Annotated in this window: 29 protein-coding genes and 1 tRNA gene; 21 read left to right on the forward strand and 9 right to left on the reverse strand. The window is 43.9% G+C overall.

All coding sequences use genetic code 11. The features are described from left to right. Positions 1-91 precede the first annotated feature (91 nt). From Q1J64_RS00975 to Q1J64_RS00985, 3 genes are all read left to right on the forward strand, one after another. Positions 92-1,036 carry a DMT family transporter gene (locus tag Q1J64_RS00975; protein WP_301107227.1) on the forward strand — a complete coding sequence of 315 codons (945 nt, stop codon included), beginning with the start codon at positions 92-94 and terminating at the stop codon, positions 1,034-1,036. A 76-nt stretch (positions 1,037-1,112) separates the two neighbouring features. Then, complete coding sequence (locus tag Q1J64_RS00980) at positions 1,113-2,834, forward strand: ABC transporter ATP-binding protein (protein ID WP_301107228.1); 1,722 nt, start codon at positions 1,113-1,115, stop codon at positions 2,832-2,834. After that, complete coding sequence (locus tag Q1J64_RS00985) at positions 2,834-4,633, forward strand: ABC transporter ATP-binding protein (protein WP_301107318.1); 1,800 nt, start codon at positions 2,834-2,836, stop codon at positions 4,631-4,633. The genes Q1J64_RS00980 and Q1J64_RS00985 overlap by 1 nt, the downstream gene beginning before the upstream one ends. Before the next feature lie 47 nt (positions 4,634-4,680). On the opposite strand, the gene Q1J64_RS00990 is transcribed toward Q1J64_RS00985, so the two are convergent. Then, entirely contained in the window at positions 4,681-5,139 is a 459-nt protein-coding gene (locus tag Q1J64_RS00990) for a YusW family protein (RefSeq protein ID WP_301107229.1), read from the reverse strand. A 108-nt stretch (positions 5,140-5,247) separates the two neighbouring features. Further along, positions 5,248-6,264 (reverse strand): DUF2804 domain-containing protein, encoded by a 1,017-nt coding sequence (locus Q1J64_RS00995; protein WP_301107230.1) that lies wholly within the window; start codon positions 6,262-6,264, stop codon positions 5,248-5,250. Positions 6,265-6,337: 73 nt separating this feature from the next. Between Q1J64_RS00995 and Q1J64_RS01000 the strand changes: the two genes are divergently transcribed. The 4 genes from Q1J64_RS01000 (at position 6,338) to Q1J64_RS01015 (ending at position 8,703) form a co-directional block, all read left to right on the forward strand. Beyond that, positions 6,338-6,410, forward strand: a tRNA-Ala gene (locus Q1J64_RS01000). A 131-nt stretch (positions 6,411-6,541) separates the two neighbouring features. Continuing rightward, positions 6,542-7,417, forward strand: coding sequence for a hypothetical protein (locus tag Q1J64_RS01005; protein ID WP_301107231.1), 876 nt, complete (start codon positions 6,542-6,544; stop codon positions 7,415-7,417). Between the two features lie 106 nt (positions 7,418-7,523). Further along, complete coding sequence (locus tag Q1J64_RS01010) at positions 7,524-8,009, forward strand: amidase domain-containing protein (RefSeq protein WP_301107232.1); 486 nt, start codon at positions 7,524-7,526, stop codon at positions 8,007-8,009. A 100-nt stretch (positions 8,010-8,109) separates the two neighbouring features. Then, positions 8,110-8,703 carry a nitroreductase family protein gene (locus Q1J64_RS01015; protein WP_301107233.1) on the forward strand — a complete coding sequence of 198 codons (594 nt, stop codon included), beginning with the start codon at positions 8,110-8,112 and terminating at the stop codon, positions 8,701-8,703. 44 nt (positions 8,704-8,747) lie between these two features. Here the strand turns inward: Q1J64_RS01015 and Q1J64_RS01020 are convergent, their stop codons facing one another. After that, positions 8,748-10,130: a dipeptidase gene (locus Q1J64_RS01020; RefSeq protein ID WP_301107234.1), complete on the reverse strand. Its 1,383-nt coding sequence runs from the start codon at positions 10,128-10,130 to the stop codon at positions 8,748-8,750. 239 nt (positions 10,131-10,369) lie between these two features. Between Q1J64_RS01020 and Q1J64_RS01025 the strand changes: the two genes are divergently transcribed. Together Q1J64_RS01025 and Q1J64_RS01030 are read left to right on the forward strand one after the other, a co-directional pair. Further along, on the forward strand, positions 10,370-11,620 hold the full coding sequence (locus Q1J64_RS01025) for a hemolysin family protein (protein WP_301107235.1): 1,251 nt from the start codon (positions 10,370-10,372) through the stop codon (positions 11,618-11,620). A 112-nt stretch (positions 11,621-11,732) separates the two neighbouring features. Then, a complete protein-coding gene (locus tag Q1J64_RS01030) occupies positions 11,733-12,278 on the forward strand; it encodes an RNA polymerase sigma factor (RefSeq protein WP_301107236.1) in 546 nt (181 codons plus the stop codon). 728 nt (positions 12,279-13,006) lie between these two features. On the opposite strand, the gene Q1J64_RS01035 is transcribed toward Q1J64_RS01030, so the two are convergent. Both Q1J64_RS01035 and Q1J64_RS01040 read right to left on the reverse strand, forming a co-directional pair. After that, the gene (locus Q1J64_RS01035; protein ID WP_301107237.1) at positions 13,007-13,195 is read right to left on the reverse strand and encodes an SE1832 family protein; all 189 of its coding nucleotides are present in this window, start codon (positions 13,193-13,195) and stop codon (positions 13,007-13,009) included. Positions 13,196-13,209: 14 nt separating this feature from the next. Continuing rightward, the gene (locus Q1J64_RS01040) at positions 13,210-14,265 is read right to left on the reverse strand and encodes a glycosyltransferase family protein (RefSeq protein ID WP_301107238.1); all 1,056 of its coding nucleotides are present in this window, start codon (positions 14,263-14,265) and stop codon (positions 13,210-13,212) included. A 115-nt stretch (positions 14,266-14,380) separates the two neighbouring features. Here Q1J64_RS01040 and Q1J64_RS01045 point away from each other — a divergent pair, with 115 nt between their 5' ends. From Q1J64_RS01045 to Q1J64_RS01060, 4 genes are all read left to right on the forward strand, one after another. Beyond that, on the forward strand, positions 14,381-16,315 hold the full coding sequence (locus Q1J64_RS01045; RefSeq protein ID WP_301107239.1) for a cation:proton antiporter: 1,935 nt from the start codon (positions 14,381-14,383) through the stop codon (positions 16,313-16,315). A gap of 285 nt (positions 16,316-16,600) precedes the next feature. Further along, on the forward strand, positions 16,601-17,170 hold the full coding sequence (locus Q1J64_RS01050; protein ID WP_301107240.1) for a hypothetical protein: 570 nt from the start codon (positions 16,601-16,603) through the stop codon (positions 17,168-17,170). A 112-nt stretch (positions 17,171-17,282) separates the two neighbouring features. Next, positions 17,283-17,774, forward strand: coding sequence for a Cys-tRNA(Pro) deacylase (gene ybaK / locus Q1J64_RS01055; protein WP_301107241.1), 492 nt, complete (start codon positions 17,283-17,285; stop codon positions 17,772-17,774). A gap of 73 nt (positions 17,775-17,847) precedes the next feature. Then, positions 17,848-18,495, forward strand: coding sequence for a YczE/YyaS/YitT family protein (locus Q1J64_RS01060; protein ID WP_301107242.1), 648 nt, complete (start codon positions 17,848-17,850; stop codon positions 18,493-18,495). A gap of 51 nt (positions 18,496-18,546) precedes the next feature. Here the strand turns inward: Q1J64_RS01060 and Q1J64_RS01065 are convergent, their stop codons facing one another. Beyond that, positions 18,547-18,711 (reverse strand): hypothetical protein, encoded by a 165-nt coding sequence (locus Q1J64_RS01065; RefSeq protein ID WP_301107243.1) that lies wholly within the window; start codon positions 18,709-18,711, stop codon positions 18,547-18,549. A 249-nt stretch (positions 18,712-18,960) separates the two neighbouring features. Here Q1J64_RS01065 and Q1J64_RS01070 point away from each other — a divergent pair, with 249 nt between their 5' ends. The 8 genes from Q1J64_RS01070 (at position 18,961) to Q1J64_RS01105 (ending at position 23,998) form a co-directional block, all read left to right on the forward strand. Next, on the forward strand, positions 18,961-19,533 hold the full coding sequence (locus Q1J64_RS01070; protein WP_301107244.1) for a hypothetical protein: 573 nt from the start codon (positions 18,961-18,963) through the stop codon (positions 19,531-19,533). A gap of 67 nt (positions 19,534-19,600) precedes the next feature. Continuing rightward, the gene (locus Q1J64_RS01075) at positions 19,601-19,948 is read left to right on the forward strand and encodes a hypothetical protein (RefSeq protein ID WP_301107245.1); all 348 of its coding nucleotides are present in this window, start codon (positions 19,601-19,603) and stop codon (positions 19,946-19,948) included. A 56-nt stretch (positions 19,949-20,004) separates the two neighbouring features. Continuing rightward, positions 20,005-20,529 carry a hypothetical protein gene (locus Q1J64_RS01080; RefSeq protein WP_301107246.1) on the forward strand — a complete coding sequence of 175 codons (525 nt, stop codon included), beginning with the start codon at positions 20,005-20,007 and terminating at the stop codon, positions 20,527-20,529. Positions 20,530-20,577: 48 nt separating this feature from the next. Continuing rightward, positions 20,578-20,847, forward strand: a complete 270-nt coding sequence (locus Q1J64_RS01085; RefSeq protein WP_301107247.1) for a hypothetical protein — start codon at positions 20,578-20,580, stop codon at positions 20,845-20,847. A gap of 276 nt (positions 20,848-21,123) precedes the next feature. After that, on the forward strand, positions 21,124-21,630 hold the full coding sequence (locus Q1J64_RS01090; RefSeq protein ID WP_301107248.1) for an RNA polymerase sigma factor: 507 nt from the start codon (positions 21,124-21,126) through the stop codon (positions 21,628-21,630). Then, positions 21,623-22,564: an anti sigma factor C-terminal domain-containing protein gene (locus Q1J64_RS01095; protein ID WP_301107249.1), complete on the forward strand. Its 942-nt coding sequence runs from the start codon at positions 21,623-21,625 to the stop codon at positions 22,562-22,564. The genes Q1J64_RS01090 and Q1J64_RS01095 overlap by 8 nt, the downstream gene beginning before the upstream one ends. Positions 22,565-22,598: 34 nt before the next feature. Continuing rightward, positions 22,599-22,811, forward strand: coding sequence for a hypothetical protein (locus Q1J64_RS01100; RefSeq protein WP_301107250.1), 213 nt, complete (start codon positions 22,599-22,601; stop codon positions 22,809-22,811). A gap of 92 nt (positions 22,812-22,903) precedes the next feature. Further along, positions 22,904-23,998: a hypothetical protein gene (locus tag Q1J64_RS01105; RefSeq protein WP_301107251.1), complete on the forward strand. Its 1,095-nt coding sequence runs from the start codon at positions 22,904-22,906 to the stop codon at positions 23,996-23,998. A 222-nt stretch (positions 23,999-24,220) separates the two neighbouring features. Here Q1J64_RS01105 and bshB2 read toward each other — a convergent pair whose 3' ends face one another. From bshB2 to pdxK, 3 genes are all read right to left on the reverse strand, one after another. After that, positions 24,221-24,895 carry a bacillithiol biosynthesis deacetylase BshB2 gene (gene bshB2, locus Q1J64_RS01110; RefSeq protein ID WP_301107252.1) on the reverse strand — a complete coding sequence of 225 codons (675 nt, stop codon included), beginning with the start codon at positions 24,893-24,895 and terminating at the stop codon, positions 24,221-24,223. 14 nt (positions 24,896-24,909) lie between these two features. Continuing rightward, complete coding sequence (locus tag Q1J64_RS01115) at positions 24,910-25,260, reverse strand: YojF family protein (RefSeq protein WP_301107253.1); 351 nt, start codon at positions 25,258-25,260, stop codon at positions 24,910-24,912. A 169-nt stretch (positions 25,261-25,429) separates the two neighbouring features. Further along, the gene (pdxK, locus tag Q1J64_RS01120; RefSeq protein WP_301107319.1) at positions 25,430-26,263 is read right to left on the reverse strand and encodes a pyridoxine/pyridoxal/pyridoxamine kinase; all 834 of its coding nucleotides are present in this window, start codon (positions 26,261-26,263) and stop codon (positions 25,430-25,432) included. Between the last annotated feature and the right edge of the window lie 119 nt (positions 26,264-26,382).

Consider the following 26,382-nt stretch of genomic DNA (forward strand, 5'->3'; position numbering starts at 1 on the left):
AGGATAAATTCGTTATGTCTAGATACTATGTGTGAACTTTATACTATAAAAATGCAAGAAATTTTGAATTTTTAGGTAGGGGTGATGAATTATGATGCAAATAAAAGGGATTGTGATGATAGTCTTAGGCTCAATGTTATGGGGGGCAACAGGTCCTATGATGGAATGGATTCTCGACCACAGTGAGATGTCTGTCTCTATGATGCTTATTCTGCGGCTTACGCTTGCTGGCGCTGCCGTCCTTTTATTGCTGAAAGCGAGGGGAGTGCAAGTGGCGCTTCCTATGAGACAAAAGCTTTGGTTGCGAAAAATGGTGCTGTTCGGCGTCTTCGGTATGCTCGGTGTTCAGTTCGGTTTTGTTCAGACAATCGCCAATAGTGATGCAGTCGTAGCCACCCTCTTCCAATTCGTCGCTCCTGTATACATCATTATCTTGCTATCCGTTACACAGCGGACATTTCCGCCTTGCAACCAGGTGATTGGGATGATTGTTGCATTATTTGGCTTGATTCTTTTACTGACAAATGGGTCTTTCTCTAGTATTTCATTGAGTTCAACCGCAGTTTTTTGGGGTATATTCGTTGGTATTGCGTTTACATTTTATACCTTATACCCTGTTGTGCTCATGGCGGAATGGGGCGTGTTATTAGTCGTTGGATGGGGAATGTTCATCGGCGGACTGATGTTGTTTATTCTTAACATCCCGTACTTTTTCACGAATCTATCGGTGCTGCTGAATGGTCCTGCAATGTTCATGCTACTGCTTGTGATCATCATGGGTACATTAGCTTTCATTATGTTCTTGCAAAGTATGACCTACATTACACCTGTCGAAACGAGTGTGCTGTCTAGTTTTGAACCGCTCACGGCCATGGTTATCTCGGTCTTATGGCTCGGTCAGACGATGGGAGGATGGCAGATAAGTGGTGCGATGATCATGCTGTTGGGGGTCGTGTGGCTGTCTGTCGGCGGTAAACGAAAGAAGACAGTAGCGCCGCCTGACCCGGTTGTCGAGCATGACCCGTTCGAGCTGTAGTACCTTCATCTGTACACTCCGTATCGCGTTGTGACATAATTAATACAGCAAACATACGGAGTCAGAGGTGAAACGAATGAAGACAGTTTTCCGCTACGCAATACCTTATAAATGGCCGATGCTGATCGCCATTCTTTTAATGCTGCTGGAATTGTCGGTCGAGCTGATCCAGCCGCTGCTGATCGGTAAAATTATAGATGACGGGATCATGAAAGAAGATCTTGGCACGGTTGCCGTGTGGGGTGCTACGATGCTTGGTATGGCATTCGTCGCGCTCATTACCGGCGTCATCAACTCCTACTTCGCCTCGCATGCTGCTCAGAGTTTTGGCTACGATCTGCGCCAGGCCCTGTTTAAAAGGGTCCAGACGTTATCGCTCTCGGCCTTTTTGCGTTTTCCGACATCTAGCTTGATTACCCGCTTAACAAGTGACGTAACAATGGCTCAAAATGCACTGTTCATGGGCTTACGTATTATGGCGCGGGCGCCGTTGATGGTACTTGGAAGTGTGATTATGGCGTTTGTCGTCAATCCGAAGCTTGCGGTATTTTTATTGGCGGGTGCTCCTTTTTTAGCAGTCTTTTTAGTCGTCATGGCTAGGAAAGGCGTGCAGTTATTCGGCATCGTCCAGCGCGGATTGGATGGAGTCAACCGGCTGGTGCAGGAAAACTTGCAGGCAGTCCGGCTGATTAAGGCCTACTTACGCGGAACTTTTGAGACGAGTCGATTCTCCAAGGCTGCAGAAGCATTGAAGAAGGACAGTGTCCACGCGATGCGGTTAATGGAACTTATTTTACCGGTCTTGCTGTTCATCATGAATGCGAGTTTCATGGCTGTGCTGTGGTTCGGCGCGTCGGAAGTAAGAAATTCCGATATGCCGGTCGGAGATGTCGTCGCAATTGTTAACTATGCAATGCGCATGACAAGTGCCTTTTCCATGTTCTCATTCTTGATTGTAATTTTTTCACGTGCGAAGGCTTCTTCTGAGCGTATGGAAGAAGTGCTGTCTGCGGAAGATGAACTTGAATCACTGGAAGCAGCAGACAATACCTATCATGGCGCGGTGGATATTCGCTTTGACGACGTTTCATTCCGATATCCAGGTACGAAAGAGAAGGTGCTGAAGCATTTGTCGTTTGAAGTGAAACGGGGAGAAAAACTTGTGATCATGGGCGCTACTGGCTCAGGCAAGTCCACGCTGCTCCAGCTCATTCCGCAAATGTTTCATGCGACAGAAGGGAATGTGCTGCTCGACGGACGGAGAGCGGAAGACTGGCCTCTAGATACATTGCGCGGGATGATCGGTTATGTACCGCAGCAATCAATGCTGTTTACAGGCTCTATTTATGACAACATCTCTTGGGGCAAGCAAGGTGCAAGTCTTGATGAAATAAAACAAGCTGCTGTCAAAGCGCAGATTGATCATTCAATTCAGCGCTTTACAGAAGGTTATGAAACGCGAGTCGGCCAGAAGGGTGTCAATTTATCGGGTGGCCAAAAGCAGCGGCTGTCGATTGCCCGTGCGCTCATTCGAAAACCATCTGTCTTAATTTTGGATGACAGTACGAGTGCGTTGGACGTGAAGACAGAAGGCGCGTTATGGAAAGCTCTGGAGGAAGAAGATACGACGATGCTGATCGTTACGCAAAAAATTCAAACTGCGCAGATTGCGGATTCCATTCTGTTACTGTCCGATGGTGTGATTGTCGGACGCGGAACGCATGATGAATTGATGGCAACCTCTTCATTCTACCGGGAAATTGCAGAGTCTCAGCAGACGGAAGGGGTGATGCGGTGATGAAACCATTTGGCTATGAACCGATCATCCAGAAAGGTGATCTGAGTAAAAGTGGTCGCAAAAAGGTGCAGAAAGCAGGGAACTGGAAGTCCGTTCTTACTCGTATCTGGCGGCTGATTGATCAGCAGCGCGGCCTACTGATTGTAGTGATGGCACTGGTGTTGACCAGTTCGATTCTTGCTTTGCTCGGACCATTGATGATCGGAAATATCATTGATCACTATATTATTCCAAAAAATGCGCAGGGACTCGGAACGCAGATCGGGGGCCTGCTTGCCATCTATGCCGGTTTTTCCATCGCCACGTATTTGCAGAATTACTGGATGGTTGGTATTGCGCAGCAGACAGTCTATCGCATGCGTACGCAATTATTCGGCCACCTGCAAAAACTGCCTATTCGCTTTTTCGATAAACGTCAGCACGGTGAATTGATGAGCCGTTTGACGAATGATATTGAAAACGTCAGCCAGACACTGAACTCGTCGCTGATTCAAGTTTTTTCGAGTGTGTTGACACTGGTTGGCACGGTATCGATCATGCTCTATCTCAGCCCCTTACTCACTCTGCTGACGATGATCATTGTGCCGCTGATGTTTTTTGCAATGCGCTGGATTACTAGACGGACAAGCATTCTCTTTAAAGAACAGCAGCAGGCCATCGGGGCGCTGAACGGCATGATTGAAGAAACGATATCGGGCCAGCGAGTTGTCAAAGCATTTTCGCAGGAACAGAAGGTAATGGAAGAATTCGCAGAGAAAAGTGACCGGCTGAAACTTGCGGGATTCTGGGCACAGACTTATTCAGGCTTCATTCCGAAAGTGATGAATACGCTGAACAATATGTCGTTCGCGATTGTGGCGGGGGTTGGTGGACTGCTGGCTGTAACCGGAACAAGCGGCGTCACGGTTGGAACAATTGTCATCTTCAGTGAATATGCACGGCAGTTTACGCGTCCTCTTAACGACCTCGCCAATCAATTCAATACGGTGCTGTCTGCAATCGCAGGAGCCGAGCGGGTTTTCGCTATTATGGATGAGCCGGTTGAAAAAGATGAGGCGGCTGCCAATGAAATTCTTCTGAACGGTGACGTGGAATTTAAAGACGTGACATTCGGCTACGACGATGAAGTCATCGTCGAAAACATCAGTTTCCATGTCAGTCCCGGAGAAACAGCGGCGTTCGTCGGTGCTACAGGGGCTGGGAAGACGACAATCATGCAGCTGCTCTCGAGATTTTATGAAGCAGACAGCGGCCAGATTCTGCTTGACGGATTGCCGATTGACCGTCTGCCGAGAAAAACTGTGCGCAGCCAAATGGCTTTCGTGCTGCAGGATCCATTTTTATTCGAAGCGACGGTGCGTGAAAATATCCGTTATGGACAATTGAACGCGACTGATGAAGAAGTGGAAGAAGCTGCAAGGCAGGCTAATGCACATACCTTTATCAACAAATTATCGAATGGTTATGACACCGTGCTGACGGCGGGCGGCGAAGAGATCTCACAGGGGCAAAAACAGTTGTTGTCCATTGCACGCGCACTGGTTGCCGATCCGGCATTGCTGCTGCTCGATGAAGCAACAAGCAGTATTGATACCGTCACAGAGCTTGCGATCCAGGAAGCGCTGGAGCGGTTGATGGAAGGCCGCACAAGTTTTGTCATTGCGCACCGGCTGAATACGATTCGCCAAGCGGACAAAATTTATGTCATGGCAGAAGGTAAAATCATAGAATCAGGCAGCCAGAAAGAGTTGCTCGAACGGCAAGGCGTTTTTTACGGAATGCTTCAAAATGCAGACTGAATGAAAAAAAGCCATTTATCCCGCATTATCGGATAAATGGCTTTTAGTTATTTCTTTTCGTTAATATTTAGTGTTTTATCGTCCGTATACTTCACTTCTAGTTCAAATTCATCATAATCGTCAAGTCCGTACCACTGAAGAATCTTGTCGATGGCTTCTTCTTTTGAGGTATCACTGTCCAGCAGAATCTCCATGAACATTTTATGCATACTGTCGATGGCTTCGTTGCCTTCTTCAGTTACATCCTGAAATTCATTGACATATTCAGCATCTGAAGGCTTAACGTCCTCATAGTCGGTTTCAATTTTCTTACCGTCTTTCTTAATAGTCAAATCAAAATCAGTGAATCCATAGCCGTCTCCAGTATTCATAGAGCTTCCTTTGTCTTCATCTTCATAGCCTATTGTTGGATTATCATTGTCAGGGGCCTTTTCCTTGGAAGAGCAGCCTCCCAAAATTAACATGGAGGAAAAACCTACAATTGATAACGTTCGCTTAATTGACATGAGCGACATCCTTTCTACGTTTATAATACTTATATTATGACCGTAAAAGGTGCAGGCTAAACCATTACTTCGCCCTAAGAAGCGAAGAGACGTTATGTTAAATTATTACTATTGGTCCACACGCTGCGAAATTGAGCCGAGCATCTGTCTAATCGGCAGCACTTGACCAGTAGGCAGCTTGATCTTTCCATGGTAGTATCCGACCATCTGATTGACAGACATTTTACGAATTAAATATTGATCGAGCGTCTTACGCTGGAAGAATGGTTTGAATATAAGACTCACATCCTCTGAAAACTTCGTTCGAATCCGCCAGGGGTTCAACGGATTTTCAGTATTACCTGTAAAGAGCACGTCTTCATGGATTTTATACATCGTACCTTCCACAAATACGGCGTTTTCTGTAATCCCTGTCCCGTCTGTCCAGTCGCCTCCCAAATTCAGACCGACTCGTTTGCCCCCTGTCCGCTGAGAAGCCATGCCCCATTTCCAATCCCCCATGGAACTCCAGACACCGCGGCCGAAATCATGGATCGCAAAGCTGTAATAAGGATTGAAATCATATCGCCGCGCGCCGATCTTTACAAACCCGCCTGTCGGCAAAATCGCATGTTTTGATGTGAAATGAAACGTATCACGGCTTTTCGGAATGACGACATTCAGTGATTCATCTTTATCAGGATGGATAATATGCAGATCGGCATGCAACACTTCGTTATCGAAATCAGGAATCGTCACGGATAAATGTGTTTCTCCTTGCAGATGAATGAATTGGACGGTAAGTTGATCGTGAATGAATTTAATGCTGTCCAATGGTTCTTCTGGCATCTTTATGCGTCTGCCAAGCGGTAAGGTCAAATGCTTTTCATAAAATCGTTGTGTTTCATAATCTAATATATAAATTTGACAAATGGCTTTATGATCAAGATGGACGATTGATGTAGAAAACAACAAGTCTTCTCCATAGATGCACCAATAATTCCACCGCTTCTTTTTCATGAACTGACCTTTGAGGTTACTGACCACCAAAGGACTGCGGGCAAATCCGATAGATTCCGGATTGAGAAGGCCCTTAGAATCGCATAGTGGTAACGATTCTGTGAATTCTCTTTCTTCGTGCTGCATCTGTCATACCACCTTTCCTGCCTATTGTCTTTTTATGTATCACTTGATATACTCTATATTGTATCAGAAACGAGGGGCATTAGCTCAGCTGGGAGAGCGTCGCGCTGGCAGTGCGAAGGTCAGGGGTTCGAGCCCCCTATGCTCCATACAAAATTAAAAAACGTCCAATCCTGAATGATTTGATTCGGGAGCGAGCGTTTTTTTTATTGGGAACGGTTTATGTGAGTTAATGGTTTGTTGCTGCTAAATCGTTTATTCGGAAGGAGTTTTTAAATTAATGAAGTTTACTTTAATGTTACGTTCACTTTTTGTTGGTGGATTACTATTATCGGGTTGCAATGCGAACGAAGAAGAAGCGAAGGCATTACAGTCGACAGAAAACGAAGACCAAGCGGAAGACGTTCAAGCCGCTGAAGGACCAGGAAATACGGAGTCAGCTCAATCATTCGACTTTATCATTTCAGAGTACTCATCGTTCAAAGCATTTGTAAGAAGTATAAATGACGATTTGACAGAAGGATCTGAATATCGCCAAACGCATACGTACACTGAAGCTGATTTGGCATATCCGGTGAGAGTATACAGTAAATACTTCGCTTATGAAATTGAAGAAATGGGACTTCAACAGGAGTTTGAAGAACTAAACGAGCTTGGTGTTTTAGCGGAACAATCTATTGACACTACTGAATATGATCAACACGCTAAAGACTTCAAAGAAAAAGTTCATCAAATCGCAGCTAAAGTCGAAAACGGTGATGATGTATCGGGAGCTGTACATCGCCTGGGGAAGTGGGCTTCAGCTAGATACGAATGGCTGTCCAAACCCTTGAAAGATGCGGAATTACAAAAAGCAAAAAATGATGAAGGTCTTGAGTATTTTTTGAAAGCGCGCGAGATTTCTGCGGATATTCCTAAACAAGCTGCAACAGAAAATGAAGAGTTGGCAGAAATGATTTCAAAAATCATGAATCTGTCTACGCAGATATTTCAAGAACAGGCTGCACGAGCTGACCATTTACCGCCAGGATCAAATGGTCCAGAGGATGTCGAGTACGCAGACCAATGGAAACCAGTCAGCGAAAACATGAGAGAAACTTTCAAAGAGTTGAAACAGGTGATAGGTGATCTTGCCGAAACATTGACTAATCGCTGATAACTAAAGCGTTACCTATTCAATACCCTAACTTGCCATTTAGTAAAACCAGCAGAGGTGATGAAATCCTCTGCCTCTTCATATACATGGGCAAGGAGGGGTTTTTTTGTACGACAGACAAGCAGCGGTTCAGTATGCGGACAAGTGGTGGGATGGCAGGAATCCCGCTTTTCCTATTTTTGCAGATGATTGTACAAACTTTATTTCGCAATGTTTACTGGCCGGCGGGGCGCCAATGCACGGCTATCCCAATAGGGAAAAAGGCTGGTGGATGCGCAACGGTACGTGGAGTTTCAGTTTTACTGTCGCTCATTCATTGCGCTGGTATTTGGGGAGTTCACAAAAAGGGCTGACAGCAAGACAAGTAGGTTCGGCAGAAGAATTGGATCTCGGCGATGTGATTTCGTATGATTTACAAGGCGACGGAAGGTTTGACCACTCGACAATTGTGACCGCGAAAGACGGCACAATGCCGCTGGTCAATGCGCATACGTATAACGCATACCAGCGAACTTGGGATTATAAAGATTCCTATGCGTATTCACCGAATGCTAAATACATTTTCTTTAAAATCAATGACTATTTCTCCTAATTAGCACGGGATAGAAACAAGTGTTTAGCCCCTGGTAACTGACTGTCTGGATGATGTATACTGAAAATCAGAAACTTATTTGCAAAGGAGAAGGTTGAGTGTGAATGAACAAGCATTATCGGTACGAGAGGCCATTGTGACACGCCGCTCGATTAAAAACTTTAACGGACAGCCGATCGAACCTGAAATCATACCGGAAATTATAGAAGATGCCGTATGGGCACCGAATCATGGAAACCGCAATCCTTGGCGTTTAATAGCTGCAGCGGGAGAACAGTATGACGAGCTTCTGGAAGTGCTGAAGGAATTCGGCGTTGCCAACTGGAAGCAGCTTTCTGACGAAGATCTGGAGAAGCAAATGAAAAAGTTTACTTCAGCCGGCGCAGCAATTTTCGTAGTTGTTCCGGAAGATTCGCGTCAAAAAGAACGTCTGGAAGATTTCGCAGCAGCGAGTACACTGATCCAGAACATTCAGCTGCTGGCATGGGATAGAGGAGTCGGCACTTGCTGGAAAACACCTCCGTTCCTGGATAACCCAAAATTCCGCGAGCGTATGGGTGTGCAAGCGGGAGAGCGCATCATCAGTATGCTGCAACTCGGCCATTTCGATGCAGCACCAAAAGCAACACCGCGCAAGCCAGTAGACGAAATCGTTACCTACTTCGGTCACAACGAACAAGACGAAGCAGAATAACACAAAAAGGCTGTTCTCCTCATCGAGAACAGCCTTTCTTCATATTATAAGGACAATTTTTCTACTTCTTCGTAATAGCTGCTGATCACACGCAGACCTTTATCGAAATTCTCCAAATGAAAATGTTCATTTGGGGCGTGGAAGTTTTCGGTGTCGAGACCGAAGCCCATCAAAACCACAGGCAATTGCAAAATCTCATCGAAAGCCGCCACGATCGGAATGGATCCGCCGCCGCGTGTGTAAACCGTCGGCACGCCGTAGACTTTCTCATACGCTCTGCCTGCAGCCTGAATCACTTCGTGGTCATAAGGCGTCAAATACGGCTTTCCTTTATCGAACTCTGTCACAGTCACTGTACATCCAACAGGCTCGTTTTCTGCAATATGCGCTTTCAGTTTCGCAATAATATCGTCAGGTTCCTGATCGGGAACTAAGCGGCATGTAATTTTCGCGCCTGCTTCAGAAGGCAGTACCGTTTTGATTCCTTCTCCTGAAAAACCGCCGAATACCCCGTTGATTTCGAGTGTCGGACGGGCCCATGTGCGCTCGGTATACGAGTAGCCAGGTTCGCCAGTCAATTCTTTGACGCCGACTTCCTTCATTATTGCCTCTTTATCAAAATCAAGTGCCGCCCAGCCTGCACGCTCTTCTTCCGTCAAATCGCGGACATCATCATAAAATCCGTCAATCGCAATCGTCCCTTCTTTATCGCGGAATGAAGCCAAAATCTCCGTCAATGCATGAATTGGATTTTGTACACCTCCACCATATAGACCCGAATGAAGATCGCCTTTAGGACCCTTCACATCGATTTGGACGCCAGCCAGACCTCGAAGTCCGTAACAAATAGCCGGCTGTCCAGGTGCATACATGCCTGTGTCAGAAATAACGATCAGATCAGCAGCAAGTTTTTCTTGATTCTCTTTAATATAAGCTTCCAGACTTGGACTGCCGATTTCCTCTTCACCTTCAATAATCAGCTTGACGTTGACAGGAAGTTTGCCGTCCAATTGCATAAGCGCTTCAATTGCTTTAATGTGCATGAACACCTGGCCCTTGTCATCACTCGCTCCGCGCGCATACAATTTATTATCACGGATTGCCGGTTCAAACGGAGGCGTTTCCCATAAATGAAGCGGGTCGACAGGCTGAACATCATAATGGCCGTAAACCAAAATAGTCGGCTGATTTTCTGCGTGAAGCCAATCCGCATAGACAACAGGTTGTCCTGCAGTTTCTTCTATAGAAACATTTTCTAGGCCGGTCTCCTTGAACTCATGGGCAAGCCACTCTGCCGCCTTCTGCATATCCGGCTGATGTTCGGATAATGCGCTGATGCTGGGAATAGATAGGAATATTTTCAATTCTTCCATGTGGCGCTCCCGATTTTCTGTGAAATATTGATCGGCTGATTCAAAATTACTCATCTAAAAACCTCTTTTCCATATGCTTTTTCTACACACAGTATAGCAGAATTTCACTGCTTATCAGGTTTAGACGCTTATTGACACGGGAATGAATGGATAAAACTGCAGACTGCCTGTCATTTCACATTAACGACTCTTTCTTTATCTATGGTATAATAACGGAATAACAAAAATGTAGAAGTGGTATCGTGACAGGGAATTGCTTGTTTATTTAATGAGAAAAGCTGGGGGAGACGCAATTGTTTATTGCACTGGGACTTTGTTTGTTTATGTCCTTTTTTTTATCAGGAAGTGAAACTGCTCTGACAGCCGTAAACCGAATGAAAATTCAACTGCGTGCGGATCAGGGAGATATTAAATCGATTAAGTTGCGCCAATTACTCTCAAAGCCGGACCGTATGATTACGGCCATCTTGATTGGGAATAATATCGCAAATATTTTAATGCCTACAATCGTGACGATGATTGCGATTGATAAAGGGCTGAGTGTCGGATTGCTTACAGGGATTTTGACAGTCGTCCTGATTATATTTGGTGAAGTGCTGCCGAAAACGATTGCGGCGACATTTGCAGACCGCATCGCATATGTAGTGGCACCGCCGATTACACTGCTCGTGAAAATACTCATTCCATTGACGGCTATTCTGGCGCTGTTCACAAATTTTTTTGTGCGGTTGATATCCAAGGGTGCCGTGACGGAAGCTACATTGACGAAAGAAGATGTGAGGTCGATGGTGGACATCGCATCGACTGAAGGTACCTTTGGCCAGGATGAATCGATTCGTCTAAAAGGTGTGTTAGATTTTCGTGAAAAAGATGTAATGGATGTAATGGAAACACATCGGACCGATATTATTTCATTGTCGATGGATTCGACCTATGAAGATGTGCGGGATGTCGTGCTGCAGTATTTTTACACACGCTATCCAGTTTATGAAGAGAGTATCGATCGGGTTGTCGGTATCTTTTATTCAAAAATGCTGATTGAGTGGTCCATGTTTCCGAAGCGTAAGTTTTCTGAAATGATCGACCGTCAGCCGCTGTTTGTTGTGCAGACGGCAAGTGTGGAATTAGTGTTCAAGCGCATGCTGACGCAGAAGAAGCATATGGCAATCGTGCTCGACGAATATGGTGGAACACTCGGAATTGTGACGCAGGAAGATATTATTGAAGAAATGATCGGTCAGGATATAGAAGATGAAACGGACGTAGCGGAAGAAGCAATGGTTTTCGAGAAGGAAGAAAATCGTCTAATCTGTCAGGGACGTCTGGATATTGAGGACGTAATTGAACTGTTGGATGTAGAGATTCCGACCGACCACGATACAATTGGTGGATTCGTATTCCAAGAACTTGGACATATTCCTGAAGCAGGAGAAGCGTTCCAATATAACACTTTACGATTTGAAGTGGAAGAAATGGACCGCACAAAGATTCTGCGGCTGCAGATTACAAAGCTTCCGGAAGAGGAAGAGGTCATTGAAGCATAGACGATGTCAAGCAACCTTACACAAATGTAAGGTTGCTGAAAGAGAAAGCGATGGTTTGTCAGGTTGCTGTCTGACATAATTAGGGTACCAGTTCAAACGGAGGTACTAACTTATGAAATCAGATTTAAACGCATTATATGAAGAATATGGCCGTTATATATATCATCTATGTCTTAAATTAACTCGTAATAAAGAAGAAGCAGAAGATCTTATGCAGGACGTATGGGTGAAAGTGGTTCGATACAGCGGTGAGATGAGTGAAGTCAATCGAATGAAAGCTTGGCTTACAACGATTTGCATGAATACATTCAGAGACCGCTACCGAAAAAATGTACGTCACAGCCAGTACGTAATGAACCAGCCTGATACATTAGACGTTCCGATTCTAGATTTGGTTCCCAGTGATGCAAAAACACCTGTGGAATTGATTGAACAAAGTGATATTCAGATGCTTGTTCAGCAGAAGATCGGTCAGCTGGACGGCATTTACCGCAAGACGATCGAGTATTTCTACGTAAATCAGTATTCGCTAGTGGAAATTGCGAACCTGATGAAAGTTTCGATTGGTACCGTGAAGTCCCGCCTGTTCCGCGCGAAGAAGTATTTGAAAGAACTGCTCGTAGCAGACGAAGCAGCACAAGAATACGTAACTGCCTAAGCTCACATTTTGTGGGCTTTTTTGTTTGTTCCTGTAGTAGAGAATTTGTAAGCAGTGAGATACCGTTTCCCTGCGTTTCAGGCTCACCGCGTTCCCGAGGGCGTGCGGTGAGCCGCTTCCTTCGCTTCGCTCAGTCCAGGGTCTCACCTGACACGCTGATCCTCCGGGAGTCGCCGCCTTCCACTCCGGTACACTGGTTAGATTTTCAATACTATTTATGTGGGTGATACTTTTAAAAACGCTTTGTAGAATAATAAAGAAATCGCTCTTATTTAAGTTATGTAGCTATCAGATGAAATATAAAAGTACATTTAATGGCTACTTTAACTTCACCACCTTTCTAAATAAGACTAAAATTCCAGCACGTACGCTTTCAGGGAGGTATGGCATGAAACGTGTTTTATTCTCTGCATATATTACATACTAATGGATTTCTAGTCAGTAGTATTTGCAGTATGTTTACATAGTCGAACTATGTAACTTAACATTCCATGTAAAAACTATTGAAAACCACGCCAGTGTACCGGAGTGCAAGGCGGCGACTCCTGCGGGATCAAGCTCGACAGGTGAGACCCCGCAGGAGCGAAGCGACGAGGAGGCTCACCGCGAGCCCCGCGGAAAGCGTCCGCCTGAAACGCAGGGAAACGGTATACTTTCTTCCTTCAAACTACTATACTACATACAAAAAAACAGCCCCACTTCATACTCAGAAGGAGGCTGTTCGATGTTTATTCAGTTGCTTCAGCAAGCTGCTTGTTCAGGTCTGCGAGACGTTCTTCCATGCCTGCCAAGCGACGTTCGGCGTTTTCGATCATCTTGTTATGGCCGGTTGACTCCAGTTTCTCGATATCACCCTGCAAGCCGATGTAGTCCATCTTCAGCATAGCGATTTCTTGTGTGAGCTGCTCTTTGTTCATTGGGAAAACTCCTATCATCGATTTTCCCTTAGTGTAACATATCCAGCTCGTTGTCGTTTCGGAAACTCCAGCAAGTAGCGGATGACTTCCAGCAACTTCTTCTCGCCATCTCCGACATTCATCCGCAGCTGCCGCTTCACTGCACGTTCCCTCCTAGCATCATGCAGCAATGGCTCCATAATCGCATTCAGCAGATTTGACTGCGTCACTTTACGGCCGAGTCCCAGGTGAATGAATCCGTTGTGCTCCGTCGGAAAACCGAGGTTTGATTCGAAGTCGTTTTGGGCAAGTACTATACAAGGCACACCAATGACAGCGACTTCATAAGGTGTATAACCGGCATCACATAAAATCATATCAGCCTTCGAAAAAACGTCCGCATGATCTAGCGGAGCGCGCAGGACCCGCGTATTTCGACGGCTGAGCGCCATCAATTGTATTTCACTGACGTCATGAGTATAATTTGAGCCAATTAAAACGGACACATTTAATGGAATCTGCAGCTGCTTAATATGGCGCAGTGCGCGGTACGTCAAGTTGCCAGGATCCTCGTCTCCAAATGAAATGACCAAGTGGGGCGAATCGGCAGGTTTTTTTCGTTTCAGTCCTGCGCCACGATTTCTTTTCAGTGAAGCATCCGCGGCGAACGTCTCATAACCGACGGTGTAATGATCGGGAACCATCTCATGAGTTTCCGCGTAAAGTGTCTGGATGACTAAATCGGCTAAATGACCGCCTTCACCAAAATCATCAAAATGCAGAAGACTTGGCACTAACTCCTGAAGCTTGGCCACTTCATCTTTGTGGCTGACACCGCCGTCCCGAATGAAAAGGTCAGGCTGCAGATTGGCAACGAGCTTCAGCAGGGAAGAAGGACCTTCCACTAAATAATAGGGGGAATCGGTGTCTGGCTGAACTGTTTCCGCGTCGTACAGGAAAATTATTTCTGCTTCGGATTTCAAGGCACTCGCAAGTATTGCTGCACGTCGCAGAGGATAACTTCCTTTTCCATCAGTTATAGAAAGATACATCACTATTTTTTTTTGGACTTGTTGTTCGATTGGAACCACCCTTTCTGAACCTGCTGCGTTCCTCTAAGCCTATGAAAATGTATAATATTTTATTACAATGAACACGAGCAGAGTAGTTTCACTGCCGGAACATAATGAAAGGGGCCATGCTAAAATGTTTGATTCATTGTTGATGGATTTAATGTTCGTCATAGTAATTGGAGTAGGGTCACAATGGATTGCATGGCGTACAAGAATGCCGGCGATTGTCGTGATGGCGATTGCTGGTTTGTTGGTCGGCCCGATTTTCGGTCTGATTAATCCGCAGCAATCGATGGGCGATCTATTCGGTCCGATCATTACATTTGCTGTTGCTATTATTTTATTTGAAGGCAGTTTAAATTTGGATTTCAAGGAGATTAAGGGATTTGGCCGGCCGGTTGCACGGATTGTGACTATCGGTGCGTTCATCGCATGGATTGCGGGTTCGCTGGCGGCACACTATATCGCGGGACTGTCTTGGGAAGTGGCTTTCATTATCGGCGGGTTGTTCATCGTCACGGGGCCGACTGTCATTTTACCACTGCTTCGGCAGGCACGTTTGAAACCGCGTCCCGCCGCAATTTTGAAGTGGGAAGGCATTGTCGTTGATCCGTTCGGTGCACTGCTTGCGGTCTTCGCATTTGAAGCTATCAAATTTATTAATAACGAAGTGACAATGAAAACGATGCTGCTGTTCGTCGGGGCATCTGTGTTTTCTGTTGTGCTCGGCTGGGGAACGAGCCGTATTCTCGGATCAGCATTTGAAAAGGGAAGAATTCCGGAATATTTGAAAGCGCCGATTTTATTTGGATTGGTATTATTCGTATTTGTTTTATCAGATGAAATCATGCATGAAACAGGCTTACTCGCTGTCACGGCGATGGGGATGACGATGGCGAATATGCCGCTGACGACATTGCAGGATATCCGGCATTTTAAAGAAAATATTTCGGTACTGCTCATATCGGGTATTTTCGTCATGTTGACTGCGTCGCTCGATCCCCATATTTTAATTGAGATATTGAACCCGAAAATTGTTCTGTATGTACTGGCGATGCTTTTCGTTGTACGCCCGCTATCGATCTGGCTATCGACCATCGGCACCGACTTGACGGTACGGGAAAAAACGTTGATCGGCTGGATTGCGCCCCGGGGCATCGTGGCACTGACAGTGTCTGGTTACTTTGCGACGATCTTGCTTGAAAATGGCTATAAAGATGCAGAGCTGCTGACTGCATTGACGTTTGCGCTCGTATTTTCCACCGTAGTCGTTCACGGCTTCTCAATCGGCTGGCTTGCGAAAAAGCTTAATTTGACGACGCCAGCAGAAAATGGAGTTGTTTTGATTGGCAGCTCGCGTTTTACAGCGGAACTTGCAAAGTCCATCCAGGAAGCGGATCACCAAGTGCTCATCATGGAAGAATCATGGGGTGGGCTGTCTAATGCACGGAAACTTGGCATTCCGACGTATATGGGTGATATTCTATCAGAGCACACAGGATACCACTTGGATCTGACGCCATACCGTTATATTTTGGCAATGACCAAAATGGACACCTATAACTCGCATGTATGTGCCGACTTCACGCCGGATCTGGGTCGTGACTTACTGTTCCAGACGATGACGCATAAGCGAAGTGCAGACAGGCAAATTAATTTATCGACGGGACAGTTATTGTTTACACCGAATCTGTCCATACACGAATTGGAAGAACGAATGACTTCCGGTTATGTGTTCCGTAAAACCTTGCTGACGAATCAATACAGCTACACGCAGTATTTACGCGAACGAGATGATCAATCGATTTTGCTGTATATTTTACGGGCAAATGGTGATATGGAATTCTATACTGCCGAAAAAGAACTGCATGCGCAGACAGGAGACACCATTGTCACACTCTCCACACCAAATAAAACCATTGAACGTACAATGGACCGTCTGGAAGGAAAAAACAGCAAAAACACAGCAAAAAAAGAAATGATTGAAACTAAATTTCTAGAAGAACAGCCGAATGAAAAGCCAGAACTTCCTGGAGAAGCTCCGCCAAAGATTAGTAAAACAGAATAACATCCTAATGAAATTAACGTATCAGACGAGTTTATAAAGTCTGATGCGTTTTTTAAGGTTTATAGGCTGAAGAATAAGGGTATTCATTAGACATATATTACGAGTAGAGTATAGTAGATTCCACCTGCAAATCTGAAGAAAAATGTAATTTACAGTCTATGTACAGGTAAACATAAATAGTTGACAATTAAGAAAGTGGTCTTTAGCCCGATTGGCTGACTAACTGACTTTCGGTAAAATGGTATATAAAGAAAACAATACAAAGTTCCGCAGGAGGTGGATGCGATGAATGCTGTAATGGGGTTTGCGAGTGCTGCTGAACAACTGCAGAGATATGACGCAGTCCGAAGAAGGAATGCGGAAAATGCCTATGAAAAACAAACGGAGTTTCGTGAACAGACGAATAAATCCTTAGAAGATCTTGAAGCACTGTTGCGGGGAGAGCAAAAAAACGCTGAACAGGTTTCCAATGAAAAATCCGAATTCCAGAAACTTGGCGCAGGTCAAGTAAAAAATATAGCGATTCCGCTCGGCAATAATTTGGAAGAAACAATTGATTTGTGGCGTGACGTTCGCAGGGACGCATATTCCGTGCAGGAACCGACGACTGCAGACTATCAGCTTGGCAGCAAAGCATCAGCAAAAATAGCCGAAGCTGAATTGCAGCTGTCTCTTCATAACCGTGCTAAAGCAATCCGAGAACAGATGTCAGCTGTATCAGGACATAATGAAGCAGTGGCAGCAGACCATATGCAGAAACGCTATGAAAATGCCTTTGTAGTCTACAACATTCAAAGCCAGGCAAAAAATAATCAGTACCAGGTAGAATGGCCTGAAATGAATGTCAGTGTCTGATTGGGTTGATAGGTGTTCTCGCAACCAAACAGCTAATTAACTATGTCCGTTTTGCTGAAATTCAGTGAAATGGACTTTTTACGTTACGAGCTATAGGGAAGAGGTTATACCATTGGCGAAAAAACAAAAATCTGTAAAGACGAATGCGATCCGTATTATTGAAAGTGAAAGTATTGAGTATGAAATGCGCAGCTACGAGACGGATGACGGTCAAAACGACGGAGTGTCGGTGGCGAATAAAACCAATACTCCTGTCGAAAACGTCTTTAAAACACTTGTAGCCATGGCGAGCAAAACAGACCTCCTTGTGTTCATCATCCCTGTTGCAGACGAGCTGGATCTGAAAAAGGCGGCCAGAGCAGCAGGTGTTAAAAAGGTCGACATGCTTCCTATGAAAGAACTAACGAAGGAAACCGGCTACATAAAAGGCGGCTGTTCACCGGTTGGAATGAAGAAAGAACTGCCGACATTCATTGATCTGAAGGCTGAACAGCTGGACTATCTCTTTGTCAGTGCAGGGAAAGTGGGTTTGCAGATGAAACTTACCCCGCATGACCTGGCTGCTGTCACGAAAGCTCAGTTTGCAGATATTGTGAAGGAATAGTCTCACATTCTCTTCGTTTTCTGCTACAATAGAAAGAATGAGCAAGTGACAACAAGAAGAAAGAAGAATGTATATGCGTAATTTATTAGCTTGGCGCTGGATTTTTTTTGTTGGCGGAATGATGATCATGTCACTCGGCATCTCCCTGACAATTAAAGGGCAGCGATTCGGAATTGGGCCATGGGACGTTCTGCACGTCGGGCTGTTCCAGAATATCGGATTGACGATTGGTTCCTGGAGTATTCTCACAGGACTTTTAATTGTTACGGTTTCCTCTTTGGCCCTGAAAGAATGGCCAAGATGGGGAACGTGGCTGAATATGCTGGTAATCGGGTTGTTTATCGACTTCTTTAACTGGCTGCTACCAGATGTGACATCACTTGCGGCACAGGGACTTTGCTTTATAATCGGTGTATTGGTGATGGCATATGGAGTCGGGATTTATGTTTCACCTAACCTTGGTGCTGGACCGCGGGACAGTTTGATGCTTTTGATCGTAGATAAACTTGGATGGAGCCTACGGACAGCAAGAACAACAATTGAAGCAATTGTTACACTGGCCGGTTTTTTACTTGGCGGACCGGTGGGAATCGGGACATTATTCGTCGTGCTGTTCATCGGACAGTTCATTCAAATTGCCATGCCGCAATGTAAAAAGCTGCTGTTGTGGATTACAAATCAAGACGACGAGAAAGTGTTATTGCGCTATAAAGGAGCATAAGCAGAAATCAATCAGCCGCCTTCCATATGGAAAGCGGCTGATTGATTTCTGCTATTTTTTATCGATTTTACCGTCGGCTGTTTCTTCTGCAGGCACTACTTTCTTAATATCATAGTATTTATCAGCGCCAATTCCACCTTCACCTATCATCTTAGAAATTTCCTTCGTGCGCATTTCATTCGTTTTAATAATCTTCTTTCGGTCATCGTTAGCCATTTTCAATTCCTCCTCCTTATAAAAGCATAGTGTACTTTTCCAGAAGTAGAACGTGAATCTACTAATTAATGAGTGATACCATACCATTTTAACATAAATGAGGTGGCGAAATCTAAACAATCGCCTTTATTTACTGAAAAATCAACTAATTTTATGCTGAGTGGTTAATAAAAGTGCATTAGGGGGCTAAACGGGAAATTGTAACTTTTCCCAAAACGTAAAGTCTAACTTATGAAAGAGGAGGAACAAATGAAGAAAATACTTATAATTTTCACGTTGACAATACTCAGCTCAATCGCTTTGTATGGCTGTCAGAAAACGGAACAAGTGAAGGATGAAGAACAGTCGCCCAAGCCGGATGAACTGTATACAATATCCGAAGTGGTTGAAGGTGATTTGATTTATCGGCTTATTTCTGAAGAAGAGCACTACGATGAAGGGGAGAACGTGGAAATCTTCGCTGAGCTGGAATATGCAGGACAAAAAGCCGAAGTCGAAATAAGCCACGGAAGTTCACCATTTTTATTTCCGATGACTGAAACAACAAGGGATTATGAAATTGAATACGCAGTAACTATGGTAGGTAAACGTACAGTTTTGAAGAAAGGTGAGCCGATGCGGCAGGAACTAAATGGCGGTGGCAGCTACTCAGATCAAGATAAAGAGGAATATAAAGAATTTATGAAAAAGGTTATGAAAGCAAACTATCCAAGCGGTCACTATATTGTCGATGGACGTGCAAACTTTTATGTAGAAGACGAGATGGAAAAGGAATACACGATCGAAGCGCAGATTGAATTTTATGTAGACAGGGAAAAGTAAAATGTCAGGTGATTTTATTGATAAGGTGAGCGCAATGTAAAAGTTTGTCTTTAGGAGGAACGAAGCAATGAGAAATAAGATTGTTTTAATCTGTCTGACTTTATTTGCGGGGATGTTATTTGCCTGCGGTTCAGAGAATCCCGATAAAAAGGTGAAAGCAACTTTGGTCGGCACGATTCAAGAGATTATTGGAGATAATGCGCTAATTCATGCAGAGCAAGAGGATGGAAAAGTTCTGGGACAAATAGAGATTAATCTTGCAGTAAACTCGGATGAAAACTTTCAAGTGGGCGATCAGGTGCGTGTAGGATATGACGGGGGGATTATGGAGACGGCTCCAATGAAGGTGATTACTATTTCGGTTGAAAAAATAGAATGCTCAAAACGGTCGTTAACTGAAATCACTTCGGTCTGATTTTACGTATTTACGGAAAAACGCTAGTCTAAACAGGAAAAAAGTGAGGGGTACCAATGTCATCTATCATTGTTCAAAAAGCTAAAAGTATTGTAGAAGGCTTAGAGTACGGTGCGTTTATTACTTCTAAGGGATGGGAAAGCCGAGACTTTGAGTATTATTTTAAATACTTTTCAAGTTCAGATGAAGAGGTCAGAAAATATTCGCTTCTGGTTTTTGCGGCGGGGCTTGGAAATTGGCGCGGGAAATCTGCTTTTATCTTTCAGCCGGTTGAAGAATTGCGAAAAGATCAGTTGTTTGATCCAGATGCTTACTATTACTTTCCTGATTATATTGATTCATTCTTAACTAATCGAGAGGGCATTGAATCAGATTATCCGGGATTATATAGAATGATCATTCTCTTTTTGATTGAATTAGACAATAGAGAGTCATTTGGTATAATCTTTCCTGAAGGCGAATTGTTTAAACGACTGCGAGAAGTTCTAGATAGCTCAAATGTTGAGGGTGGATTAATTTACGATGGTTTTCAAAAGCTTTTGTATGATATGGAATTGCCTAATTTTTATAAGCCTGAGTAAAATGAAATAGTTTAGCAGGGACAAACTACTTTCAAGAGGAGCACAATTATGTTTATCTATTTCACACTTATCGCTGTTTTTGTGTTTTCAGTTGTAATCAGTGCTGTCGTCGGATTTTTATTTCATCAATTATGTAATCAACTTTTAACCTCTGGAAGAATTGGATATATATTAGGAATGGTTGTGTCGGTACTCGTCAGCATTATAATGACCAAGCTGTTACTTTTCGAAATTTGGTATTATTACGCGGCTGTTATTGGGGTGACGATCCTGTTATATATCGTACTTGTCAGATCAACGAAAAGTTATCATAAGTAGGAGCTGCTCTTCGATGGGAAGAGCGGTTTTTTAATGTGTAGAGATAGTTTATGATAAGTAAACATTTTCAGCTTATTCGGTAGGATTGGAGCGGAAGACGGTCGACCCCGAGGGCCCTCCGGAAGCGTACCGTCTGAAGCGCAAATCCCAAACTGCGTACTGATTACATAGTCAAGCACAGTTTTAATGGGAAGCAAAAGATACTTCAAGATTTGTTGTACACTTTTTCCATATGAAAGACTCTTTAGTAGTATAGGGCATTGGAAGGGAGGAACTATGGATTCTCAGTTTTTGTTGGAAATATATAATAAGCAGGCGAAAATGATCTATTTTTATTTGAAAAAGAACGGCTGCAGTCATGAAGATGCGGAAGATATTGTGCAGGAAAGTTATATGAAATATATCGCTTACAGCAGCGGTGTTCCAACCGACAAAGCCCTCTCTTATATTTTCACTGTTTCTATGAATGAATTCAAAAAAGTGCTGAAGAAGAAGGGGAAAGAGCGTGTCATCTCTATCGATGATCAGCATTTCTGGATTAACTTCACGAGTGAGCAAGATACGGAATCCAGTGTCCTCACTATTGAATTGAATCAGGAAATCTCTCGAACACTGGCACAGATGAAGGAAACTTTCAGAGAGTTGCTTGTATTGAAATACGAGCTTGAGCTGAGCTACAAGGAAATCGCGCTCCTGCTTGGAATGAAGGAAGAAACGGTCAGAACGTATTTATTTCGGGCAAGAAAAAAATTTAAAAAGAAGTGGAGGGACTTACATGGATGAAATTACGGAAGATCTTTTTGATGAGAAGAAGATCAATCAAGCAATTAGAAGAGGCAAGAGAAAGACGATCATCCGAACTGTTATCATTTCTATTGTAGTATTTGTTGTTCTTACCATCGCCAACTTTGCGATTTCTGCTTACTTCAGTGAAAAGGCATTTAAGCAGTGGGATGCGTATGTCCGCCTTAGCACGCCAAACGGCTATATCAGTGAAACGGTTGATTCAACAGGGATTTTAGGTGGTCAGAGCCATTATAAAGTTTCTAAGGACATGAAAATAAAGCCGGTCGTCATTGAACAGAAACAATATCAATTTGGTTTGATTCCGTCTGTTTTAATTTCAAGGGGCCGTGGAGGCAGTATCGGAGTTGGTGGAGATGACTGGCAGATGGGCTATAAAGAAAACGGCTGGCGGGAAATGCTGTTTTTCCATCCTGAAGTCACGTATAAAAAATATAAAGATGATCAAGAGCTGATTCACGAGATGGAAGGCGACAAAATATACGAAGTGGCATTGTCTTTTGATCAACCGTATAAATGGGATGCACTGCCTTTATTTGATTTCCCTGAGATGACTTGGTTTTGGTTAAATGCATACAGTGAAGAGCAATTAAAAACCATTCGACAAGAGGCGAAAGAAAACGATTGGCCTGCAACCTTTGTCCGGGAGAATGAAGCATTAGGCTTTTCTATGAGGGAACCAACTTATTCTACTGCTGAATGGAAATATGAATATGAGGAATTTTTAAAGCTGTTGCAAACAAGTACTTTTCCGCAACACAAGACTGCCTATGACACGATGAAAGAAATGAACATGGACGATGTAGAGGTTTTGGGCATAGTAATTTATGGTACAATGGAGGAAATAGAAAAGATTATTACGAAACCGTTTGTGAAAGCATCTTCATTGGGCGGAGTTATTGATAATTATTGATGATATTCATTTGCTGAACTAAGGAGGTGCTTTTATGGATATGCATACACAGTTCGATACAGGCGGTCTGTTCGTTTTATTTAGCTTTATACCGCTTATACTTAATTTACTTTTAATCATTTTTGCTATTTATTTTATAGTGAAGGTAATTAAATTTATGAATAATAAAATTGAATTGGATCGAGTGAAAAATGAAAAACTGACCGAGTTGATTAAAGTTCTTCATCAGAATAAGGATGTGCATTGATACTATTTACAAGTTTGCACCGCTGATTCCTCTACGAATCAGCGGTGCTTTTTTTAATTGCCTGTACATAGAATGAGAGGACGATAGAAAGGATGGTTGGCATATACGGTCATATTACTGAATACATGGGGACGGCTTATACAGGTAAAGGAATCATGCACAAATATGAGGAGCTGATGGAGGAGTCAAGAAAGACGATATTCCTCAAATGTCTGCCTACGCATTCACTGTCGCAGGTGCTGAATGATTTGGCGGTGTACTTCGTCAAAAGAGGGCACCCTGTCGACCGCTTCATGAATCCTGGACATGTGGATAAAACAGATGCTATTTATGTAAATGAACTCAAGCTCTTTATCCTGCAGGCATCGCATCCGATTTCATTCGAACCGATGGATTTAGGGGGACGGCATAAGGTGTTTTGTTTCTACGATGTCTATCATCAGGAACATCTGTACCAGCAGCATGAAGAAGTGGGCGACTTGCTAAAGCAGGCGAAGTACAGCTTCAGAAAGTCTCTGTCTGCCTTAGAAAGTGCTAAAGAAATTCACGATGAATGGGAAGTAGTTAATATTCAACGGATGGATTGGGAAAGGCACACTGCCTTGATAGAAAAATTGAAAGAAGAAATATTTGGGACGATTGAATTGGCAAAAACGGCGAACATTTCTCATCGAATTATAGGTTCGTTGTCCGCTGGCAGTGCACATGATTTTATTCCGTCGATCACTAAACGAATGAGGAAGCGAATGTTAATTAAAGGATTGCCGGGAACAGGGAAATCCACGATGATGCGTGCGATTGGAGAAGAGGCAGAGCGAAGGGGGATTGACGTACTGTACGGCTGGTGTGGACTCGATCCTTCCAGTATTGATCTAGTCCTCTTCCCTGAACTTTCCATTTGTTTATTCGATTCGACTCAACCGCATGTTTATGATCCTGAAGGTCCACGTGATGAGTTAGTGGACATCGTACCTCTTTGCGCCGAAGATCAACGAGCAGAGGAAAAAATCAAAGAAATAGCACATCGTTACCGAGAAGCAATCGCAGACGCCTCAGGCTACATGCAGACAGCAATGAAAGCCCAAAACACCGCCCGTTTGCAAATGGATCGCTCATTGAATGTGGAAGTATTTGAAAAGAAACTGCAGTCGCTGTATGCACTTATTAAATCAATGGATGGGAATTAAGGAACTGATTTTTGCTTGCTGAATGATCATAGAACATTGCCGCGTGATCATAAACTTTGTTCATGCGATCATACCGCAGCCCCAGCCGCTCATAGAGGTTCCGCATGCGCTCATACATGCCTCCAACTTGATCATACACGCAACGTTCGTGATCATAGAGAAAATTCTAAGCAGGATAGTCATAGCCCATCAATAAAAAAACCGCAGACAACTCTGCGGTTTTTAGTCGAATTTATGAATATAAAAGTCTTCATAGTGGAGCCAGTTCAATGCTTCCTGATCGTGATCAGCCCATCGCTTCTCCATATCAGGCAGCATCCAGATCGTCTGAGAGGCATGTGCCCGCAATGCAGCAATTTTCTTATCCGCAACTTCAGGTAAATGGTGAATAACATCCGGCTTGCCGATTGTCTTGACCGTGTCATTATCGAATGCCTTCAAATAGACCAGTGGACGCTTGGCTTCTGGAATTTTTCCAACCGCTTCTAGCACTGCCACGCCTGTCGCATTATGGTCAGGGTGTACAGCAAGCGTCGGATGGAACGTAATTACTAATGAAGGATTCAATTCTTCAATTAAATCAGTCATCATTTTTACGAGATTTTCAGGATCTTCGAATTCTACCGTTTTATCGCGTAAGCCCATCATGCGCAAATCCGTCAGTCCCATTGCCTCACAAGCATCAAGCAGTTCTTGCTTACGGAACTGCGGCAATGTTTCACGGTTTGCAAAAGGTGGATTGCCTAAGTTTCGTCCCATTTCACCAAGTGTTAAGCATGCATAGGTTACAGGTACGCCCATTTCGATATATTTAGAAATCGTTGCGCCAAGCCCGAATGTTTCGTCGTCGGGGTGAGGGAAAACGACTAATACATGTCTTTCATTTCGTATCATCAAAAAAATCTCCCTTCTTAATATGCGAATGGCGTTTCGCTGATTTCTAGCGCCACAGCCAATTTTCCGTCAGGTCCTAGTCCCGCCATTAACAGACGGTTGTGCTCATCCATCTCATAATGCGTGATACCTTGTGCATAAATCCAGCCGCTCGGCAGTTTCAGTCCGATACGGTGAGGGGAGTCGCCCGCAACTTTTCCGAGCTCATAGCGGATGACTATATTCCGGATGAACGCGCCGGCATTGAAGAAGCCTTCCTGAAAATGAGCAGCATACGATCCATTCGTTGTTTCCAAATGAATATATACATCTTTATTGGCAAAGGAGTCCAGTAACTCCTGCAAATGATTTACGTCAACAGTTTGCATACTTATCCTCCTATGTAGTGCGTTAATTCACGGACAGCAGACAAATGACTGCCGTGTGCAGTGCAATGATTTGTCTGAAATCCATATAATCTCAGTATATCGAAAGTCCGCTTTGATTGCGATTAGACGGCTCAAAAAAAGCCGGGAGCAATTCCCGGCTGAGTTTCTGTCAGACTTCGTGTAATGTGATGTGCGGCGTATCGAATTGATTTTTCGCACCGTGCATGACAGGTCCGACATATTCATTGAGCTTCCAGCCATGCGTAATTGCAGCTGTCACGAATTGTTTTGCTTCAATGACCGCATCTTTAATCGTCATGCCGTTCGCAAGGTTCGCTGTGATGGCGGCTGCAAACGTACAGCCAGCGCCGTGATTATAATACGTATCCGCTTTTTCAGCTTCCAATAAAGTGAATGCCTGTCCATCATAAAACAGATCGACCGCTGTATCGTGTTCCAGCTGTTTGCCGCCTTTGATCACTACATTGCGTGCACCGAGCTGATGAATTTTCTCTGCAGCTTGTTTCATTTCTTCGATTGTTTTAGGCGTCTTCATTCCAGCTAATTGTCCGGATTCAAATAAATTCGGCGTGACAATTTCAGCTTTAGGTATCAAGTATTTGATCATTGCGTCGGTGTTACCGGGATTTAATACTTCATCTTCGCCTTTACAGACCATGACAGGATCGATGACCACGTGATCCAAGCCTGATTCATCAATCGCCTGTCCGGCAGTACGAATGATTTCTTCTGTGCTCAACATTCCTGTCTTGATCGCGTCAATTCCAGTTGACAGCGCCGTCTTCAGCTGTGCTTTTACGACGTCAATCGGTAGTGAGTAGACATTATGCGCCCAATTACTTTCAGGATCCATAGTCACAACAACTGTCAACGCAGTCATACCGTAAGTTCCATGCTCTTGAAACGTTTTCAAATCCGCCTGAATTCCGGCGCCCCCTGAAGTATCAGAACCCGCAATCGTCAAAGTCTTCTTTAATCCCATCATTAAACGTCCCCTTCATTCGCAAGTTTTCTTGTACCTAATAGTAAACAACAATCCAAATGAACACAATTATTTTGTATAGACTCTAGTTCTAGTATCTTCTAATAAGTTACAATTTT

It is taken from the genome of Sporosarcina sp. (genome assembly GCF_029257255.1).
In the GTDB taxonomy this organism is placed as follows: Bacteria; Bacillota; Bacilli; order Bacillales_A; family Planococcaceae; genus Sporosarcina.